This is a genomic window from Enterobacter bugandensis (genome assembly GCF_900324475.1).
GTDB lineage: Bacteria > Pseudomonadota > Gammaproteobacteria > Enterobacterales > Enterobacteriaceae > Enterobacter > Enterobacter bugandensis.
On record NZ_LT992502.1, the window covers coordinates 3,894,504 to 3,909,524 of the forward strand.

The following is a 15,021-nucleotide window of genomic DNA, read 5'->3' on the forward strand; positions in this document are numbered from 1 at the left end:
AAAAGGAATGTCTGTCCAGATGAATAAGCGAGCTATATGACTTGCGTCACATTTTCGTTGGAATAATGACGCAAAAAAAGCCGGGTAAGCGCTAGCGCTTACCCGGCCTACTTTTGAGCCATTTGTAGGCCCGGTCAGCGTAAGCGCCACCGGGCAAAACGGCGATTACAGCAGCTCTTTCGCCTTAGCGACAACGTTCTCAACGGTGAAGCCGAACTCTTCGAACAGCTGTTCTGCCGGAGCAGACTCACCGAAGGTGGTCATACCGACGATAGCGCCGTTCAGACCCACGTATTTGAACCAGTAGTCAGCAATACCCGCTTCCACCGCCACGCGAGCGGAAACCGCTTTAGGCAGTACGGATTCACGGTAAGCCGCATCCTGCTTGTCGAACGCATCGGTAGACGGCATGGAGACCACGCGCGCCTTCACGCCTTCGGCAGTCAGTTTTTCCCATGCAGCTACAGCCAGTTCAACTTCAGAACCGGTCGCGATGAAGATCAGCTCAGGCTGGCCCGCGCAATCTTTCAGCACGTAGCCACCGCGGGCGATGTTTGCCAGCTGCTCAGGGGTACGCTCCTGCTGCGCCAGGTTCTGACGGGAGAGGATCAGCGCGGTCGGGCCGTCCTGACGCTCAACGCCGTATTTCCACGCCACCGCAGATTCAACCTGGTCACATGGACGCCATGTGCTCATGTTCGGGGTTACGCGCAGGGAAGCTACCTGCTCTACCGGCTGGTGAGTTGGACCATCTTCGCCCAGACCGATGGAGTCATGGGTATAGACCATCACCTGACGCTGTTTCATCAGCGCAGCCATACGCACGGCGTTACGTGCATATTCCACGAACATCAGGAAGGTAGAGGTGTACGGCAGGAAACCACCGTGCAGAGCGATACCGTTCGCGATAGCGGTCATACCGAATTCACGTACACCGTAATGGATGTAGTTACCGGCAGTGTCTTCGTTGATTGGCTTAGAACCAGACCACAGGGTCAGGTTAGAAGGCGCCAGGTCAGCGGAGCCGCCCAGGAATTCCGGAAGCAGCGGACCGAACGCTTCAATCGCATTCTGAGATGCTTTACGGCTGGCGATTTTTGACGGGTTCGCCTGCAGCTTCGCGATGAATTCGTTGGCTTTCGCGTCGAAGTCAGACGGCATACCGCCTTTCATACGACGGGTGAATTCAGCCGCTTCCTGTGGGAACGCCTTCGCATAGGCAGCGAATTTCTCGTTCCAGGCCGCTTCTTTCGCCTGGCCCACTTCTTTAGCATCCCACTGAGCATAGATCTCAGACGGGATTTCGAAGGCAGGGTGTTTCCAGCCCAGTGCTTCACGGGTCAGTGCGATTTCCGCGTCGCCCAGCGGTGCGCCGTGGGAGTCATGGGTGCCCGCTTTGTTCGGAGAACCGAAGCCGATGATGGTTTTGCACATCAGCAGGGACGGTTTATCGGTGACTGCGCGAGCTTCTTCTACTGCACGTTTAATCGAGTCAGCATCGTGGCCATCAACACCACGCACAACGTGCCAGCCGTAGGCTTCGAAACGTGCCGCGGTGTCGTCGGTGAACCAGCCTTCAACGTGACCGTCGATGGAGATACCGTTGTCGTCGTAGAACGCCACCAGTTTGCCCAGCTTCAGGGTACCAGCCAGGGAGCACACTTCGTGAGAAATGCCTTCCATCATGCAGCCGTCGCCCAGGAAAGCGTAGGTGAAGTGGTCAACGATGTCATGGCCAGGACGGTTGAACTGCGCCGCCAGGGTCTTCTCGGCAATCGCCATACCCACAGCGTTAGCAATGCCCTGACCCAGCGGGCCGGTGGTGGTTTCTACGCCAGCGGTGTAGCCCACTTCCGGGTGACCTGGAGTTTTGGAGTGCAGCTGACGGAAGTTTTTCAGCTCTTCGATTGGCAGATCGTAGCCGGTGAGGTGCAGCAGGCTGTAGATCAGCATAGAGCCGTGGCCGTTAGACAGCACGAAACGGTCGCGGTCAGCCCATGCCGGGTTCTGCGGGTTGTGGTTAAGGAAATCACGCCACAGGACTTCGGCGATATCAGCCATACCCATAGGGGCACCCGGGTGGCCGGATTTGGCTTTCTGTACTGCGTCCATGCTCAGCGCACGAATAGCATTAGCAAGCTCTTTACGTGAGGACATTTTAACTCCAGATCGGACTGTTAAAGGCCATGCCCTTGACGACAGCGCGTTTTGGGCTACGCCGGAAAAAAGTGCCAACAATGTAACCCAAGCCGCAGGGCATGTACATGGACCATTCTTTTGCAGCTTAAGAAATCTCTGGATCATGCTCGCATGTTGCGCAATCTGCTCGCCCGCGCCTGTAGATATTCCTTATACTTATCCCGCCCCGGCTTCGTTGCGGGGGCACTTTTCGGATTTTATTCAGTTTAACGAGTACGGAAGCAACCTCATGAAAATGCGTGCAATAGTGCTGGCCCTGGGTACAACGCTCGTGCTGAGCGGCTGTCAGAATATGGACTCTAACGGTCTGATGACCTCAGGTGCAGAAGCCTTTCAGGCCTACTCCCTGAGCGACGCGCAGGTTAAAGCGCTGAGCGATCAGGCCTGTAAAGATATGGACGGAAAAGCCACGCTTGCGCCGGCTGACAGTACCTACACACAGCGTCTGAATAAGATTGCTTCCGCGCTCGGCGATAACATCAACGGCCAGCCGGTGAACTACAAGGTTTACATGGCGAAAGACGTCAACGCCTTCGCGATGGCTAACGGCTGTATCCGCGTCTACAGCGGGCTGATGGATATGATGACCGACAACGAAGTGGAAGCGGTTATCGGCCATGAAATGGGTCACGTTGCGCTCGGCCACGTGAAGAAAGGGATGCAGGTTGCCTTAGGCACCAACGCCATTCGCGCGGCGGCGGCCTCTGCGGGCGGCATCGTTGGCAGCCTGTCCCAGTCGCAGCTTGGTGACGTAGGTGAAAAACTGGTTAACTCCCAGTTCTCGCAGCGTCAGGAGTCCGAAGCGGACGACTACTCCTACGATCTGTTGCGCAAACGCGGTATTAATCCATCCGGTTTAGCCACCAGCTTCGAAAAGCTGGCAAAACTGGAAGCGGGTCGCCAGAGCTCCATGTTTGACGATCACCCGGCCTCAGAAGCGCGCGCGCAGCATATTCGCGACCGAATGGCCGCTGACGGAATTAAATAATTTTGAAAGGAGGCAATTTTGCCTCCTTTTTATTTCGCATGAATTGCTAACTAAATCGCACGTATCGGTAACACCTCTGAAAGCCCCGTCAAATCTACCCTTTCCGGCTGAAACGCCTGGTCACATATTTATTGCAATCGTTAATCTTTCCGGTAATTATCAAACTCGCAGTAATTCAATTTAATATATTAAGACAGAGACGTTCCCTCCGTGAAAAAAGAATTATCGTTAATTGCTTTAAGTTTATTCGCCGCATTACCCGCCGCTGCAAGCCAGCAATCTGACAGCAAGGGTTTTATCGACGACAGCCATTTAGACCTGTTTTTACGCAATGCGTATATCAGCCGTGACTACCATCAGGGCCAGCAGGATAAAGCCGAATGGGGTCAGGGGATCATCGCCACCTTTGAATCCGGCTATACCGAAGGGCTGGTGGGCTTTGGCGTGGACGGCATCGCGCAGTACGGCGTGCGCCTGGACGGCGGTCGCGGCAAGAGCGGTGCGGGCGGTATCGACTTCTTTAAACAGGAAGACGATGGCCGGGCCAAATCCGATTTAGCGAAATTTGGCGCTACCGCCAAAATGCGGATCTCGAATACCGTGCTGAGCTACGGTAACCAGCGTCCTGAACTGCCTATCGTTAACGCCGACAGCTCCCGCCTGCTGTTTGAAAGCTACACCGGTGCCATGCTGACCTCGAAAGAGATCGACGGCCTGGAAGTGAACGTCGGTTATTTCACCGACGAGCAGCGTAAAAGCGACGACCGCCACGACAGCGGCCTGAAAAGCCTGACTTTCGGTGGCGCAAGCTACCAGTTCAACGACCAGTTCAGCGGCGCGCTATACGCCTCTCATAACGAAGAGGTGATGAACAAACAGTACCTGGGGCTGAATTTCAAACAGCCGTTCAGCACCGGGCAGCAGCTGGTGCTCGACTTTAACGGCTATAACTCGCGTCTGGATCAGGGCTACGCTGACAGCCTCAACACTGGCCGCAGCAACACCATCTGGAGCCTGGCGGCGAGCTACATCTGGGATATTCACACGTTCAAAGTGGCGTACCAGCAGAGCAGCGGCAGCACAGGCTATAACTACGGCGGATATCGCGACAAGGGCGGCGTGGGCGACGGCGGCAACACCATCTGGCTCGCGAACTCCTACTGGTCTGACTTTAACGGTGAAGACGAGCGCTCATGGCAGGCATCCTACGGTCTGGACTTCGCGGGTCTCGGCCTGCCGGGCCTGAGCTGGACCACCGCCTACGTGCGCGGCGACAACATTAAGACCTCTGAAACCAGCAACGGCAAAGAGCACGAGTGGTTTAACCAGATCCAGTACCAGGTGCAGGACGGCCCGGCGAAAGATCTGAAGCTGAAACTGCGCTACTCCGTGCTGCGCGTCTCCAGCAACGCCAGCGACTATAACGTGGGCGGGGACGAGATCCGCGCCTACGTGGAATACCCGTTTAACGTGTTCTGATAAAACAAGCCGGGTGGCGGCTTCGCCTTACCCGGACTACTGTTTTCTCCCTCTCCCCGTGGGAGAGGGAAAACCGCTAGTAAAGCGTTTTCTGCGGCGGCCCGGCAAACTTCAGCGCGCCAATCTGACCCATCCGCACTTCCACTACCGACGGTCCCGGCATCGCCAGCGCCTCCGTCATCACGGCTTCAAAATCCTCTGCCCGCTCAACGCTCCACGCCTGCAGGCCAATTGCCTGTGCCAGCAGGGTAAAGTCCGGCGTATGCAGTTCGTTATAATACTGTCGCCCGCCGAAGTACTTATCCTGAATGCCGCGCATCACGCCGTAGCCCCCGTCGTTCATGATCAGCAGCGTCACGTTAGCTTTCTCCTGCGCAAGCGTCGCCAGCTCGCCTAAATTCAGGCTCAGGCCACCGTCGCCCACCAGCCCCACCACCTTACGCTGTGGGTTGGCAATCGCGGTACCAATCGCCATTGGCAGCCCCATGCCAATCGCCCCGGCAAGAGAGTGAATGTTCATCAGCGGGCCGTTAGCCCTGAACAGACGACTGCCCCACAGGCTGCCGGAAACGGTGATATCGCGCACCAGCAGGCCGTCCTGCGGCAGGGCTTTTTCAATGGCGTCGTTGAGCTTCGCATAGGCGCCGCACTGCTCGCGCAGGCCCTGTTCAGCCTGCAATACCGCCTGCTGCACCTGCGCGTCCCACTGGGCGTTGCCCCACTCGCGGCCCTGCGCTTTATCGGCCAGGGCGCCAAGCAGCGCTGAACAATCGGCTATCAGCGTGTTATCCATCAGGTAGTTACGGCTCGCCGCCGCCGGGTCGATATCTATCTGCACCCGCGGAGACGGCAACTCCAGCGTCCATGAGCGGGTTTCGTTGCTGCGCAGGCGAGAACCGGCCACCAGCGTAAAATCACACTGCGCAATCAGCGCCTCAACCGAAGGCGAGTTGTGGAACGCCCGCAGGCTGGCACGATGGCCGTCCGGCAGCACGCCGCGCGCGTGGGTGCTGGAGATCACCGTCATGCCCGCATCCGCCAGCTTTTTCACCGCGTCAGCGCTTCCCAGCGCCCCGCCGCCCAGCCACAGCAGCGGCTGTTTAGCCTGCCTGAGCTGCGCCCACAAAGCATCCAGCATCGCGGGATCCACGGCTGCAACCGAAGCCGGTTTCACCGGTGCGGTCACCAGAGACAGCGGAATTTTAGCCCCCTGAATATCAATCGGGATCTCCACAGAGACCGGCCCGCACGGCGGCGTCTGCGCCTCCTGAATCGCTTTATGCAGAATCGCTATCGCCTGGCTGGCATTGCTGATGCGGTACGCCCGTTTTGAACTGGCCTTCAGGAAGGTCAGCTGGTCGCGGGTTTCATGGATAAACCCGGTGTCGGCGTCCAGCCAGGCCTTCTCAACCTGTCCGGTTAAATGCAGCAGCGGCGTGGAGGCGTTCATCGCCTCCACCAGCGCGCCTACCGCGTTCCCCGCCCCCGCGCCGGTGCTGGTCAGCGCCACGCCGAGACCGGAAAACCGCCCGTGGGCGTCGGCCATGGTGACGGAACCCGCCTCGCCGCGCGCGGGCACGAAGCGGATTTTGCCCCGCTGCCCTATCGCGTCCGCGATCGGCAGGTTGTGAATGGAGATGACGCCGTAGATGGCCTCAACCTGATACTGCTCCAGCGTTCTGGCGATGGCGTCGCCGACGGTTATCATTTCGCTCATTGCTCACCCTTTCTCAGTCGCACCAGTGGTTGACGCTGTTACCCGTCGCCAGATAAATGCTCTTTTGCTGCATCCAGGCTTTCAGCCCCTGAATGCCCTTTTCGCGGCCCAGACCGCTCTCTTTAAAGCCCCCGAACGGGGTCGAAATCGCAAAAACTTTGTAGGTGTTGATCCACACCGTACCGGCCTCCAGCTGCTCGCACAGGCGCAGCGCCCGCCCGGTGTCACGGGTCCAGATCCCTGCCGCCAGACCGTAAACCGAGTCGTTCGCCTCGCGGATCAACGCCGCTTCATCGCGAAACGGCATCGCCACCAGCACCGGGCCGAAGATCTCCTCCTGGCAGGCGCGGGCGCCGTTCGTCAGCCCTTCAATAATGGTCGGCTGGAAGAAGCTGCCGTTTGCGAGGTCAGGATCCGCCGGGATCTCCCCGCCGCACAGCACCCGGCCCCCCTCGCGCTTCGCCAGCTCGACGTATTCCTGCACGCTCTGGCGATGTTTCTCATTGATCAGCGGCCCAACGTGAACGCCGTCGGTGAAGGGGTGCCCTACGCGTAACCCGCGAGTTAATTCCAGCAGCCGCGCCATCAGCGGCGCGTACAAGCTTTCGTGGATAAACAGCCGGGACCCGGCGATGCACGCCTGCCCTGCTGAGCTGAAAATGCCGTAGCAGATCCCGCGCGCGGCCTGCTCAACGTCGGCATCCTCCAGCACGATGGTCGGGGATTTACCGCCCAGCTCCAGCGACGCCGGAATAAGCTTTTCCGCGGCCACGTGCGCCAGATGGCGGCCCGTGGCGGTGCCGCCGGTAAAGGAAATTTTTCGCACGCGGGGATGGCGCGCCAGCGCGTCGCCAATCACCGAGCCTTTGCCCGGCAGCACGCTCAGCAGCCCGGCGGGCAGCCCGGCCTGTTCAAAAATGCGCGCCAGCTCCAGCGCCATCAGCGGCGTGGCTTCGGCAGGCTTGAGGATCACCGCGTTCCCGGCGGCGATGGCCGGGGCGACCTTCTGCATCTCACTGGCAATGGGCGAGTTCCACGGCGTGATGGCCGCCACTACGCCGAGCGGCTCATAGCGGCTTAGCGTCAGCAGATCCGGCTGGCGCGGCGTGGGCAACTCCCCTTCCAGCAGCTCGCAGGCGGCGGCGAAGTAGCGGGCCGTTCCCGCCGCGCTCATCACCAGCCCGCGCGCCTCCGCCAGCGGCTTGCCGTTATCCCGGCTCTGCATCTGCGCCAGCTCGTCAGCGCGGGACTCAATCAGATCCGCCACCTTGTGCAGGATCTTCGCCCGCACGTGCGGCAGGCTGTTGCGCCAGACGGGATCGCGCCACGCGCGCTCGCCGGCCTCGATCGCGTCGTGCAGATCGTCAAGGTTTGCCGCGTTCAGCGTCGCATTGAGCGACCCGTCAGCCGGGAAGTGGCTCTGCATCGGGTTGCCACCGCCGCGTCGCCACTGGCCGCCGATAAAAATCTTCAGATCGTCCATCGTCACTCCTCAGCTCAGGGCCAGCTCGCGGCAGGCGCGCACCGCGCTGAGTGCCGCCAGGGTGGAGGTTTTAGGGTTAGACGCCAGCGGCAGCCCGCTCAGCTCCAGATGGAATTCGCCAAACAGCCCTTCTACGTGCAGCGTGTGGGTGTTACGTTTCGTTGCCGGGTCAACCATCAGCTGCACGCGGGTTTCATCCATCCCGACGCCGCCGAGCGCCACGGTCGCCGCCACGTTGGCGTTCGCCGGGAACAGGCGCGCCGCCTCGCGGGCGCTGCCTTCAAAAAAGACCTTCGCCTCTGAGACCGCGTTAAGATCGATAAGCTGCTCGGCATAGCTGCCGCGCCAGCTGGCCGGGCTTTTACGCGACTGATAGGTGACGCGCTCAAGCCCGCCCTCCTTCGCCGCCGCCAGCCCGTCGATGCCGGCGACCGCCCCGGAAAGCAGCGTCAGCTTTCCGCCCGCCGCGAGCAGGCGCTGCTCCAGCGCGCTGTCCGCCAGCGCGCCGGTGGAAATGACCGCCAGATGCCAGCCGCGACGCAGAATCGCTTCGCCGTACTGCGCAACCGCCTGCTGGCTGGCGCACTCCAGCACCAGATCGGGCGTTTGTGCGCACGCCATCGGCGAGGTCAGCGCCTCGACCGCATCGCCAAACTGGTCGCGAATGGCGGCATGGTGAGACGCGCGCGCCACGATCCAGCCGATAGCCACGCCGGCGGGCAGACGCTCAATCACCGCCTGCGCCATGGCGCCATAACCAATTAACATTACCTTTTTCATGATGTGTCCTTACAGATGGCGGCAAAAGCCGCCGGAAACGTCCAGCGCCGCGCCGGTAGTAAACGAGGCCAGCGGTGAGGCGAGAAACAGCAGCGCCTGCGCGGGCTCCTGCGGCTTGCCGAGACGCGCCATCGGAATGCCGCGCTTGCGCGCGATTTCCGCCGTCCACTCCGGCCAGCTCTGGCTTTTGTCCGCCCGGCTTTCGAAGCGGCGCTGCCACTGGCCGGACTCGACCATGCCAAGCAGTATGGAATTGACGCGAATCCCTTTGCCTACCAGCTCTTTCGAGAGCGTCAGCGTCATGTTCAGCAGCGCGGCGCGGGCTGCCGATGTGGCGATCATGTGCTCTTCCGGCTGAAGCGCCAGCAGGGAGTTCACGCAGGTGATGGAGGCGATATCGGACCGTTCCAGCAGCGGCTGAAACGCCTGCACCGGATTAATGACGCCAAACAGTTTAAGTTCAGCTTCGTGCAGCCAAGCCTCGCGCGGCGTGTCGCTGAAGTGTGCCACGTAGCCCTGACCGGCGTTGTTGATCAGCATATCCGCCGCGCCAAAGCGCGCCTGCACCGCATCCGCGAAGGCCTGCACCTCGTCGGCATTCAGCACGTCGCAGCGGTAAGAGAAAATCTCCCCGTCGGGATAGTCGTTTTGCAGCGTCGCATGGGCGCTGGCGAGCCGGTCCGGGTCGCGGCCACAGAAGGCGACTTTCGCCCCTTCGCCCAGCAGCAGGCGCAGCGTTTCAAAGCCAATGCCGGACGAACCGCCGGTAACGACCGCTACGCGGCCGTCAATGTGTGCATTCATCGCGCACCTCTTCGTTAATGCGTAAAAGCTGTTGATTAAAAAACGCGTCGTTATCGAGATAGCTCGCGTGTCCGGCCTGCGGAATCGCGGTAAACGGCATGCCGTAGCGCAGCGCCAGCCCCTGTACCAGCTCGGGCTGCGTGATCGCGTCCTGCTCGCCGCACCAGACTTCAAATTGACCGGCGTAACGCTTAAGCCAGCCGTGAATGTCGTCATGCGCCAGCATCCACGCGGCAGCGAGGTAGCCTTCGGGGCGCAGCCTGCGCATGCCCGCCGCGACGGTGGCGATATCGTCCGGGCGCGCGCCGGGGCGCAGCAGCTTCGCGGCGCGGGTCTGCGCGAGGATGTCGCCGCCGAGCGCCATCTGCTGCTCGCGATTACGCCAGACCTGCTCTCGCTGCGCCGGCGCGGCATTGCCGTAACCCTGCGCGGCGTCCGCCAGCACCAGATGAATAACGCGTTCAGGGAACTTCGCCGCAAACGCGCTGGCCACCAGCGCCCCCAGGGAATGGCCCACCAGTACCGCCTGCCAGACGCCTGCGCGGTCGAGCATCGCCGCCAGCGCGTCGGCGTAATCTCCGGCGTTCGCCCGCTCAACCGCCAGCATCGGGCTTTCGCCGTAACCGGGCATGTCCCACGCCAGCACGCGAAAGCCCTCCAGCGCCATCTGCTTATGCCAGGACGCAGCGCCAGAGCTGATCCCATGCAGCAGCATCAGCGGGATGCCGCTTCCCTGTTCACGAAAAGCCGTCATGTCGCCCCCTTAGTTCCGCTTCACTTTTGAGAGCGGATGATCGGAGGGATAGGTCGGGATTTCCGGCTTGTTGGTTCCCAGCATGACGCACATCAGCGCCTCTTCTTCCCCGTGGTTAAACAGGCCGCGATAGATGCCCGGCGGGACGGAGATCAGGTCTCGCTCTCGCAGCACGGTTTCGGTGTAGTTATCGCCGTCCTGGATCATCAGCGTGATCTGCCCTTTGAGCATGAAGAACACCTCCTCCACGTCGTCGTGCAGGTGCAGCGGCCCTTCGCACTTCGACGGCAGCACCATGGTGGAGAAGGTAAAATGGTCCGCCTGCACGGTATTGGTGTCGTTCGCCACGCCGGTTGCGCCGGTGCCGATGTAGCGCATCTGCGCCCGGCGGTATTTCGGGTCAAAATCGGCCTGGAACTTCAGCGCGTTCCAGTCGTATTTACGGCCTTCGAAGCGCGCGATGCGCGACTCGACCCACTCTTCCATCGTCAGGTGGTCAGGTTTGATGCCTGTTTTGTTGGTTACGGTTGAATCAGTCATGACACTCTCCTCAGTAACGTCTCAGCAGCGGCAGTAACAGGACGCAGCCCACCGCCGCCATCACCGCCAGAAAAATCAGCCCGGAATCCATGCTGTGGGTGAAGGCGATCAGCGCGCCCATCACCGCCGGCGACAGCGCGCCCGCAAAGTTTCCCAGCCCGTTGAAGATGCCGCCCGCCGTGGCGCTCACCCGGGGATGGGTGGCCTTCGCCAGCAGGGCGAAAATGTTGGGTGCGCCGGTGCCCCACATAAAGGTGCTGAAGCTCATCGCCGCGATGATGGCAAGCGGGGTGTCGAGGTGCATCACCGCCGCCAGCCCGATGGCCGCCCCCGCCATGGAGATAAAGCAGGCCGCCGCACGCTTATCGACCCGGTCAGAGAGCCACGCGCCAATCACCTCGCCCGCCAGCATGGCGATGAACGGCATCGACGACAGCCAGCCCGCGTGCTCCAGATGAATGCCTTTGCCCTTGATGAGATAGCCCGGCAGCCAGCCATTGATGCCCCACAGGTAGGTCAGAAAGGCGATGTTAAAGATGCAGATGATCCAGAAGTGCGGGCTGACAAACAGCTCGCGCCGCGCCGCGCGCCGCTCGTCCTGAGACGCCTGCGAGGTACCGGGTTTTGCTTCCAGACGGATCCCGCGCAGGCCAACGCGCACAAAGATAAGCACCGGCACGGTCAGCATTGCCATGACAAAGAAGGTGCTCTGCCAGCCGAAGGTGTTCAGCAGCCACAGGGAGAGCGGGAAGCCAATCGCCGCGCCGACCGGCGTGCCCAGCAGCCAGAGCATGGTGGCGCGTGCCTGTAAATGCTGCGGGAAGTTGTGGCGCACGATGGCAAAAGCCAGCGGGAACAGCGGCCCTTCCGCCACGCCCAGCAGGATGCGCAGAACGATCATCAGCGTGTAGTTATGGGTAAAACCCATCGCCACCATCAGCACGCACCAGATCGCCATCATCCCGGTGAGCAGGCGCAGCGGCGCGATTTTGTCGCCTAAACCGCTCAAAAATACCGACGAAAAGCCGTAGCTCAGCAGGAAGGCGCTCATCAGAATGCCGAGGCGCGTGGTGTCAAAATCGATGCCCATCGCCTGCTGGAAATGGGTGTCGGAAAAGAGCGCCGCGATGCTGATTTTGTCGAAAAAGGCCAGCAGCACGCAGGCCAGCAGCGACAGCGGGATGGCCCAGCGCACCGCTTTTTCAGGCGTGCGGGTTCCCTCACCGCTCGCCTCAACGGGCGCGGTGTTGGTCTCTAATGTGGTCATGTCTCCCCCTACGGGTGCGGGTTAGCTATCGCAATGACATCAGTGAAAAAGCCGGGTCGGCGAGCGGTACGTCCGACAGGTCCCGCCCCGCCGCCATCCAGCGCTTCGCCAGCTTGACGGTGCGCGCATCGTTGAACGCCACCAGCTGCGTTAGCCGACCGTTGTCGTCCAGCGAGAAGTACAGCGCCTCTTCACGCACTATCGTTCGGCTGCCCGGCTGCGGAATGCCGAGGATCTGGATGTTGTGCTGATATTGATCCGACCACAGCCACGGCGCGTCGTCGTAGCCTGGCGCATCGGGGTTAAGCATGGCTTTCGCCGTCGCCACCGCCTGATTCTGCGCGAAGGCCCAGGACTGGATGCACAGGCCGTAGTGATGGTGCTGCGCCACGTCGCCTGCGGCAAAGATGAACGGATCGGACGTGCGTCCCTGGGCGTCCACCACGATCCCCCGCTCGGTGCGAAGTCCCGCATCGCGCGCCAGCTCCAGATTGAGATCGACGCCGATCCCCACCACCACCGCGTCAAAGGTTTCGCGCTGGCCGTCGCAGTGGATGACCGGCAGGCCGTTATCGTCCTCCAGCTCCAGCGCGCCGCAGCCGGTACGGATATCCACCCCCTGCTCGCGATGGATAGCTTCTAAGCGCTGCGACACCTCGCCGCTCACCGAGCGCATGCACAGCGCGGGCTGCTGCTCGAACAGCGTGACCGCTACGCCGCTTTTGCGTGCGGAAGCGGCAATCTCAAGGCCGATCCAGCCGCCGCCGACAATCGCCAGTCTTTTACTTTCCGCCAGACGCGCCTTCAGGCGCTGCGCATCCTGCCAGTGGCGCAGAGTGTAGACCTGCGGATGCGCCGCCCACGCCTGCGAAGGCAGGCGCGCCCGCCCGCCGGTGGCCATTAGGAGAATGTTGTAACTAAGACGTTCGCCGTTGCTTAAACGCACGGTTTTCGCTTCACGATCGACTGATTCAGCATGCAGCGGGCGGTACCAGGTCAGGTTAAGCGCCTGCTGTGCTTCTTCGCTAAACAGCCGCGGGAGCGCCGCGTCCGGCTCCAGCAGAGACGCTTTCGACAGCGGCGGACGTTCGTAGAAATCCCACTCCTCTTCCGCCACCACGCAAATCTCACCGTCGAAGCACTCGTCGCGCAGGGTTTTCGCCGCCCAGCCACCCGCCTGACCGCCGCCGATAATGACAATGCGCGACGTCATACCGCCTCCGGCTTTTTCTGCTGGCGGCGCGTGTCGTGGTCAATCCCGCCTTCTACCGCCCATTCGGTAAAGGAGACCAGGGAGTGCTCCAGCTCGCGCGGCTGCCAGTTTTCGGTCAGATAGTCGTCGTTGGTGTAATACTCAAACGCGCCGCCGGTCGGGCTATTGACGTACCAGAAATAGGCCGACGACACCGGATGGCGGCCCGGCCCGATAAAGGTGCTCCATTCATTTTTATTCATCGCGATACCGCCGCCGATCACCTCGTGGATGTCGCGCACGGTGAAGGCCACGTGGTTGAGGCCGCGCCTGCGGTTCGGCAGTTGCAGCAGGAACAGGTTGTGATGTCCGCCGCGCACCCCGCAGCGCAGGAACACGGCGCGGTTGATGTAGCGGTCCGAAACCTGGAAGCCGAGCACCTCGCGGTAGAATTTTTCCACCGCCGCCAACTCCTCCACGAAGAACACCACGTGCCCGACGTTGATCGGCTGGGCACGCTCGTAAACCGGGCTGGGCGTGTCGATACGGCGGGCATCGCCCCACTGGTTGATCGGCTCAACGTTCAGCTCCACGTCGGTCTGCTGGCTGACCTGCACGCGCAGGGTCATGCCGTTCGGATCGAGGCATTCCAGCGCGTCGCCCACTTCGCGAAAGCCGGGCTGTCTCGCCAGCTTCGGGCGCAGCGCGTCGAGATCTGACTGTGCGGCCACCGCCCAGGTCATGCGGCGCAGGGTGTTGCCCGCTTCAAACGCCGGCGGCAGGTCGGGACTGTCGATGGGGTTCAGCTCCACGCGCGCGCCGCTCAGGGTGGTAAAACGCTGGCCGCTGGCATCGCCCGTCAGGCCAAAATCACGCATAAATTTGGCGCAGTGCGTCAGGTCTTCCACGCCAAATTCCAGCTTTTCAATTCCGGTTACACTCATCGTTCGTTGCCTCATCTGGCCCAAATTGGGCGTAAAACATGCCCGACGCAGTCAAGCGCCTGACGTTAACTCACTGATTTAGCTGGCCTGTGACAAATAGCCTAAGAAGCCAGAAATTTTATCCGCCGCGAGGCGAACCTCGTTTTGCAGCCGCTCGCGGTCGGTCTGCGGGATCTCCTCCGACGGCACCAGAATGCTGACCACCGCCGCCACGCGTCCGCTTCGGTCATACACCGGGTAGACGATGGAGGAGATGCCGTGGCGGAAGAAGGATTCGCCAATGACAAACCCGCGGGCTTTGTCCTGCTGCACCATCTGCCACAGGGCCTCGCGGTCGTGAAGCTGCCCCGGCGTGTTGCCCGGCAGGCGCTCGTGCGGGAACAACTGTTCGAAATCGGTGCGGGAAATATCGGTCAGCAACATGCGGCCCAGCGAGGTGCAGTGCACCGGCAGGCGGGTGCCAATGCTGACCTGATTGATGCGCGACCCGGCGGCGCTGACGCGGGCGATGTAGATAATGTCGCGCCCGTCGCGGATCGCCAGATGGCTGCTGCACTGGCTCACGTCACGCAGCTGCTCGATCACCGGCTGGCCGACCTGCGCCACGTCCAGCGAGGCGATGTACTCAAAGCCGAGACGCAGCACGTTCATGCCCAGCGAAAAGGTATTGGTGCGCGCGTTGCGCTCCAGAAAGCCCATGTACTCCAGCGTCTGCACCACGCGATAGGCGGTCGCCTTCGGCATATCCACCAGCCGGTGCAGCTCGGCAAAGGTCAGATCGCGATGCTGCTCGCCAAAGGCCAACAGCAGCTGTAAACCGCGCTCCAGCCCCGGCACCAGATACTTCACTTCCTGATCGTTTGCCATAATCGCC

General features: G+C 61.3%; 13 protein-coding genes. 2 read left to right on the forward strand and 11 right to left on the reverse strand.

Going from position 1 to position 15,021, the window contains the following annotated elements:
- Positions 1 to 165: 165 nt before the first annotated feature.
- Positions 166 to 2,157 carry a transketolase gene (tkt, locus tag DG357_RS18795; RefSeq protein WP_088204243.1) on the reverse strand — a complete coding sequence of 664 codons (1,992 nt, stop codon included), beginning with the start codon at positions 2,155 to 2,157 and terminating at the stop codon, positions 166 to 168.
- Between the two features lie 271 nt (positions 2,158 to 2,428).
- Between tkt and loiP the strand changes: the two genes are divergently transcribed.
- Both loiP and DG357_RS18805 read left to right on the forward strand, forming a co-directional pair.
- Positions 2,429 to 3,187, forward strand: coding sequence for a metalloprotease LoiP (gene loiP, locus DG357_RS18800; RefSeq protein ID WP_028014340.1), 759 nt, complete (start codon positions 2,429 to 2,431; stop codon positions 3,185 to 3,187).
- A gap of 210 nt (positions 3,188 to 3,397) precedes the next feature.
- Positions 3,398 to 4,666 carry an OprD family outer membrane porin gene (locus tag DG357_RS18805; RefSeq protein WP_088204244.1) on the forward strand — a complete coding sequence of 423 codons (1,269 nt, stop codon included), beginning with the start codon at positions 3,398 to 3,400 and terminating at the stop codon, positions 4,664 to 4,666.
- Between the two features lie 76 nt (positions 4,667 to 4,742).
- Here the strand turns inward: DG357_RS18805 and DG357_RS18810 are convergent, their stop codons facing one another.
- The 10 genes from DG357_RS18810 to DG357_RS18855 all read right to left on the reverse strand — a co-directional run bounded on the left by DG357_RS18810 (position 4,743) and on the right by DG357_RS18855 (position 15,014).
- Positions 4,743 to 6,383 (reverse strand): thiamine pyrophosphate-binding protein, encoded by a 1,641-nt coding sequence (locus tag DG357_RS18810; RefSeq protein ID WP_047367431.1) that lies wholly within the window; start codon positions 6,381 to 6,383, stop codon positions 4,743 to 4,745.
- Between the two features lie 13 nt (positions 6,384 to 6,396).
- Complete coding sequence (locus tag DG357_RS18815; protein WP_088204245.1) at positions 6,397 to 7,866, reverse strand: aldehyde dehydrogenase; 1,470 nt, start codon at positions 7,864 to 7,866, stop codon at positions 6,397 to 6,399.
- Positions 7,867 to 7,875: 9 nt separating this feature from the next.
- The gene (locus DG357_RS18820) at positions 7,876 to 8,646 is read right to left on the reverse strand and encodes an aspartate dehydrogenase (protein ID WP_041908340.1); all 771 of its coding nucleotides are present in this window, start codon (positions 8,644 to 8,646) and stop codon (positions 7,876 to 7,878) included.
- A gap of 9 nt (positions 8,647 to 8,655) precedes the next feature.
- Positions 8,656 to 9,450, reverse strand: a complete 795-nt coding sequence (locus tag DG357_RS18825) for an SDR family oxidoreductase (protein ID WP_028014345.1) — start codon at positions 9,448 to 9,450, stop codon at positions 8,656 to 8,658.
- Positions 9,434 to 10,204, reverse strand: a complete 771-nt coding sequence (locus DG357_RS18830; protein WP_069732728.1) for an alpha/beta fold hydrolase — start codon at positions 10,202 to 10,204, stop codon at positions 9,434 to 9,436. Before DG357_RS18830 ends, DG357_RS18825 begins: the two co-directional genes overlap by 17 nt.
- 9 nt (positions 10,205 to 10,213) lie before the next feature.
- Complete coding sequence (locus tag DG357_RS18835; protein WP_017382915.1) at positions 10,214 to 10,744, reverse strand: cupin domain-containing protein; 531 nt, start codon at positions 10,742 to 10,744, stop codon at positions 10,214 to 10,216.
- A gap of 10 nt (positions 10,745 to 10,754) precedes the next feature.
- On the reverse strand, positions 10,755 to 12,011 hold the full coding sequence (locus DG357_RS18840) for an MFS transporter (protein WP_108780346.1): 1,257 nt from the start codon (positions 12,009 to 12,011) through the stop codon (positions 10,755 to 10,757).
- A 25-nt stretch (positions 12,012 to 12,036) separates the two neighbouring features.
- The gene (locus tag DG357_RS18845; protein ID WP_088204247.1) at positions 12,037 to 13,224 is read right to left on the reverse strand and encodes an NAD(P)/FAD-dependent oxidoreductase; all 1,188 of its coding nucleotides are present in this window, start codon (positions 13,222 to 13,224) and stop codon (positions 12,037 to 12,039) included.
- A complete protein-coding gene (locus tag DG357_RS18850; RefSeq protein ID WP_088204248.1) occupies positions 13,221 to 14,147 on the reverse strand; it encodes a VOC family protein in 927 nt (308 codons plus the stop codon). The genes DG357_RS18845 and DG357_RS18850 overlap by 4 nt, the downstream gene beginning before the upstream one ends.
- Before the next feature lie 78 nt (positions 14,148 to 14,225).
- Positions 14,226 to 15,014 carry an IclR family transcriptional regulator gene (locus tag DG357_RS18855; RefSeq protein ID WP_088204249.1) on the reverse strand — a complete coding sequence of 263 codons (789 nt, stop codon included), beginning with the start codon at positions 15,012 to 15,014 and terminating at the stop codon, positions 14,226 to 14,228.
- Positions 15,015 to 15,021 lie beyond the last annotated feature (7 nt).

Coding starts and splice junctions, on each gene's coding strand:
- loiP (WP_028014340.1), top strand. CDS start 2,429: ATGAAAATGCGTGCAATAGTGCTGGCCCTGGGTACAACGCTCGTGCTG.
- DG357_RS18840 (WP_108780346.1), bottom strand. CDS start 12,011: ATGACCACATTAGAGACCAACACCGCGCCCGTTGAGGCGAGCGGTGAG.
- DG357_RS18855 (WP_088204249.1), bottom strand. CDS start 15,014: ATGGCAAACGATCAGGAAGTGAAGTATCTGGTGCCGGGGCTGGAGCGC.
- DG357_RS18830 (WP_069732728.1), bottom strand. CDS start 10,204: ATGACGGCTTTTCGTGAACAGGGAAGCGGCATCCCGCTGATGCTGCTG.
- DG357_RS18835 (WP_017382915.1), bottom strand. CDS start 10,744: ATGACTGATTCAACCGTAACCAACAAAACAGGCATCAAACCTGACCAC.
- DG357_RS18850 (WP_088204248.1), bottom strand. CDS start 14,147: ATGAGTGTAACCGGAATTGAAAAGCTGGAATTTGGCGTGGAAGACCTG.
- DG357_RS18815 (WP_088204245.1), bottom strand. CDS start 7,866: ATGGACGATCTGAAGATTTTTATCGGCGGCCAGTGGCGACGCGGCGGT.
- DG357_RS18825 (WP_028014345.1), bottom strand. CDS start 9,450: ATGAATGCACACATTGACGGCCGCGTAGCGGTCGTTACCGGCGGTTCG.
- DG357_RS18820 (WP_041908340.1), bottom strand. CDS start 8,646: ATGAAAAAGGTAATGTTAATTGGTTATGGCGCCATGGCGCAGGCGGTG.
- tkt (WP_088204243.1), bottom strand. CDS start 2,157: ATGTCCTCACGTAAAGAGCTTGCTAATGCTATTCGTGCGCTGAGCATG.
- DG357_RS18810 (WP_047367431.1), bottom strand. CDS start 6,383: ATGAGCGAAATGATAACCGTCGGCGACGCCATCGCCAGAACGCTGGAG.
- DG357_RS18845 (WP_088204247.1), bottom strand. CDS start 13,224: ATGACGTCGCGCATTGTCATTATCGGCGGCGGTCAGGCGGGTGGCTGG.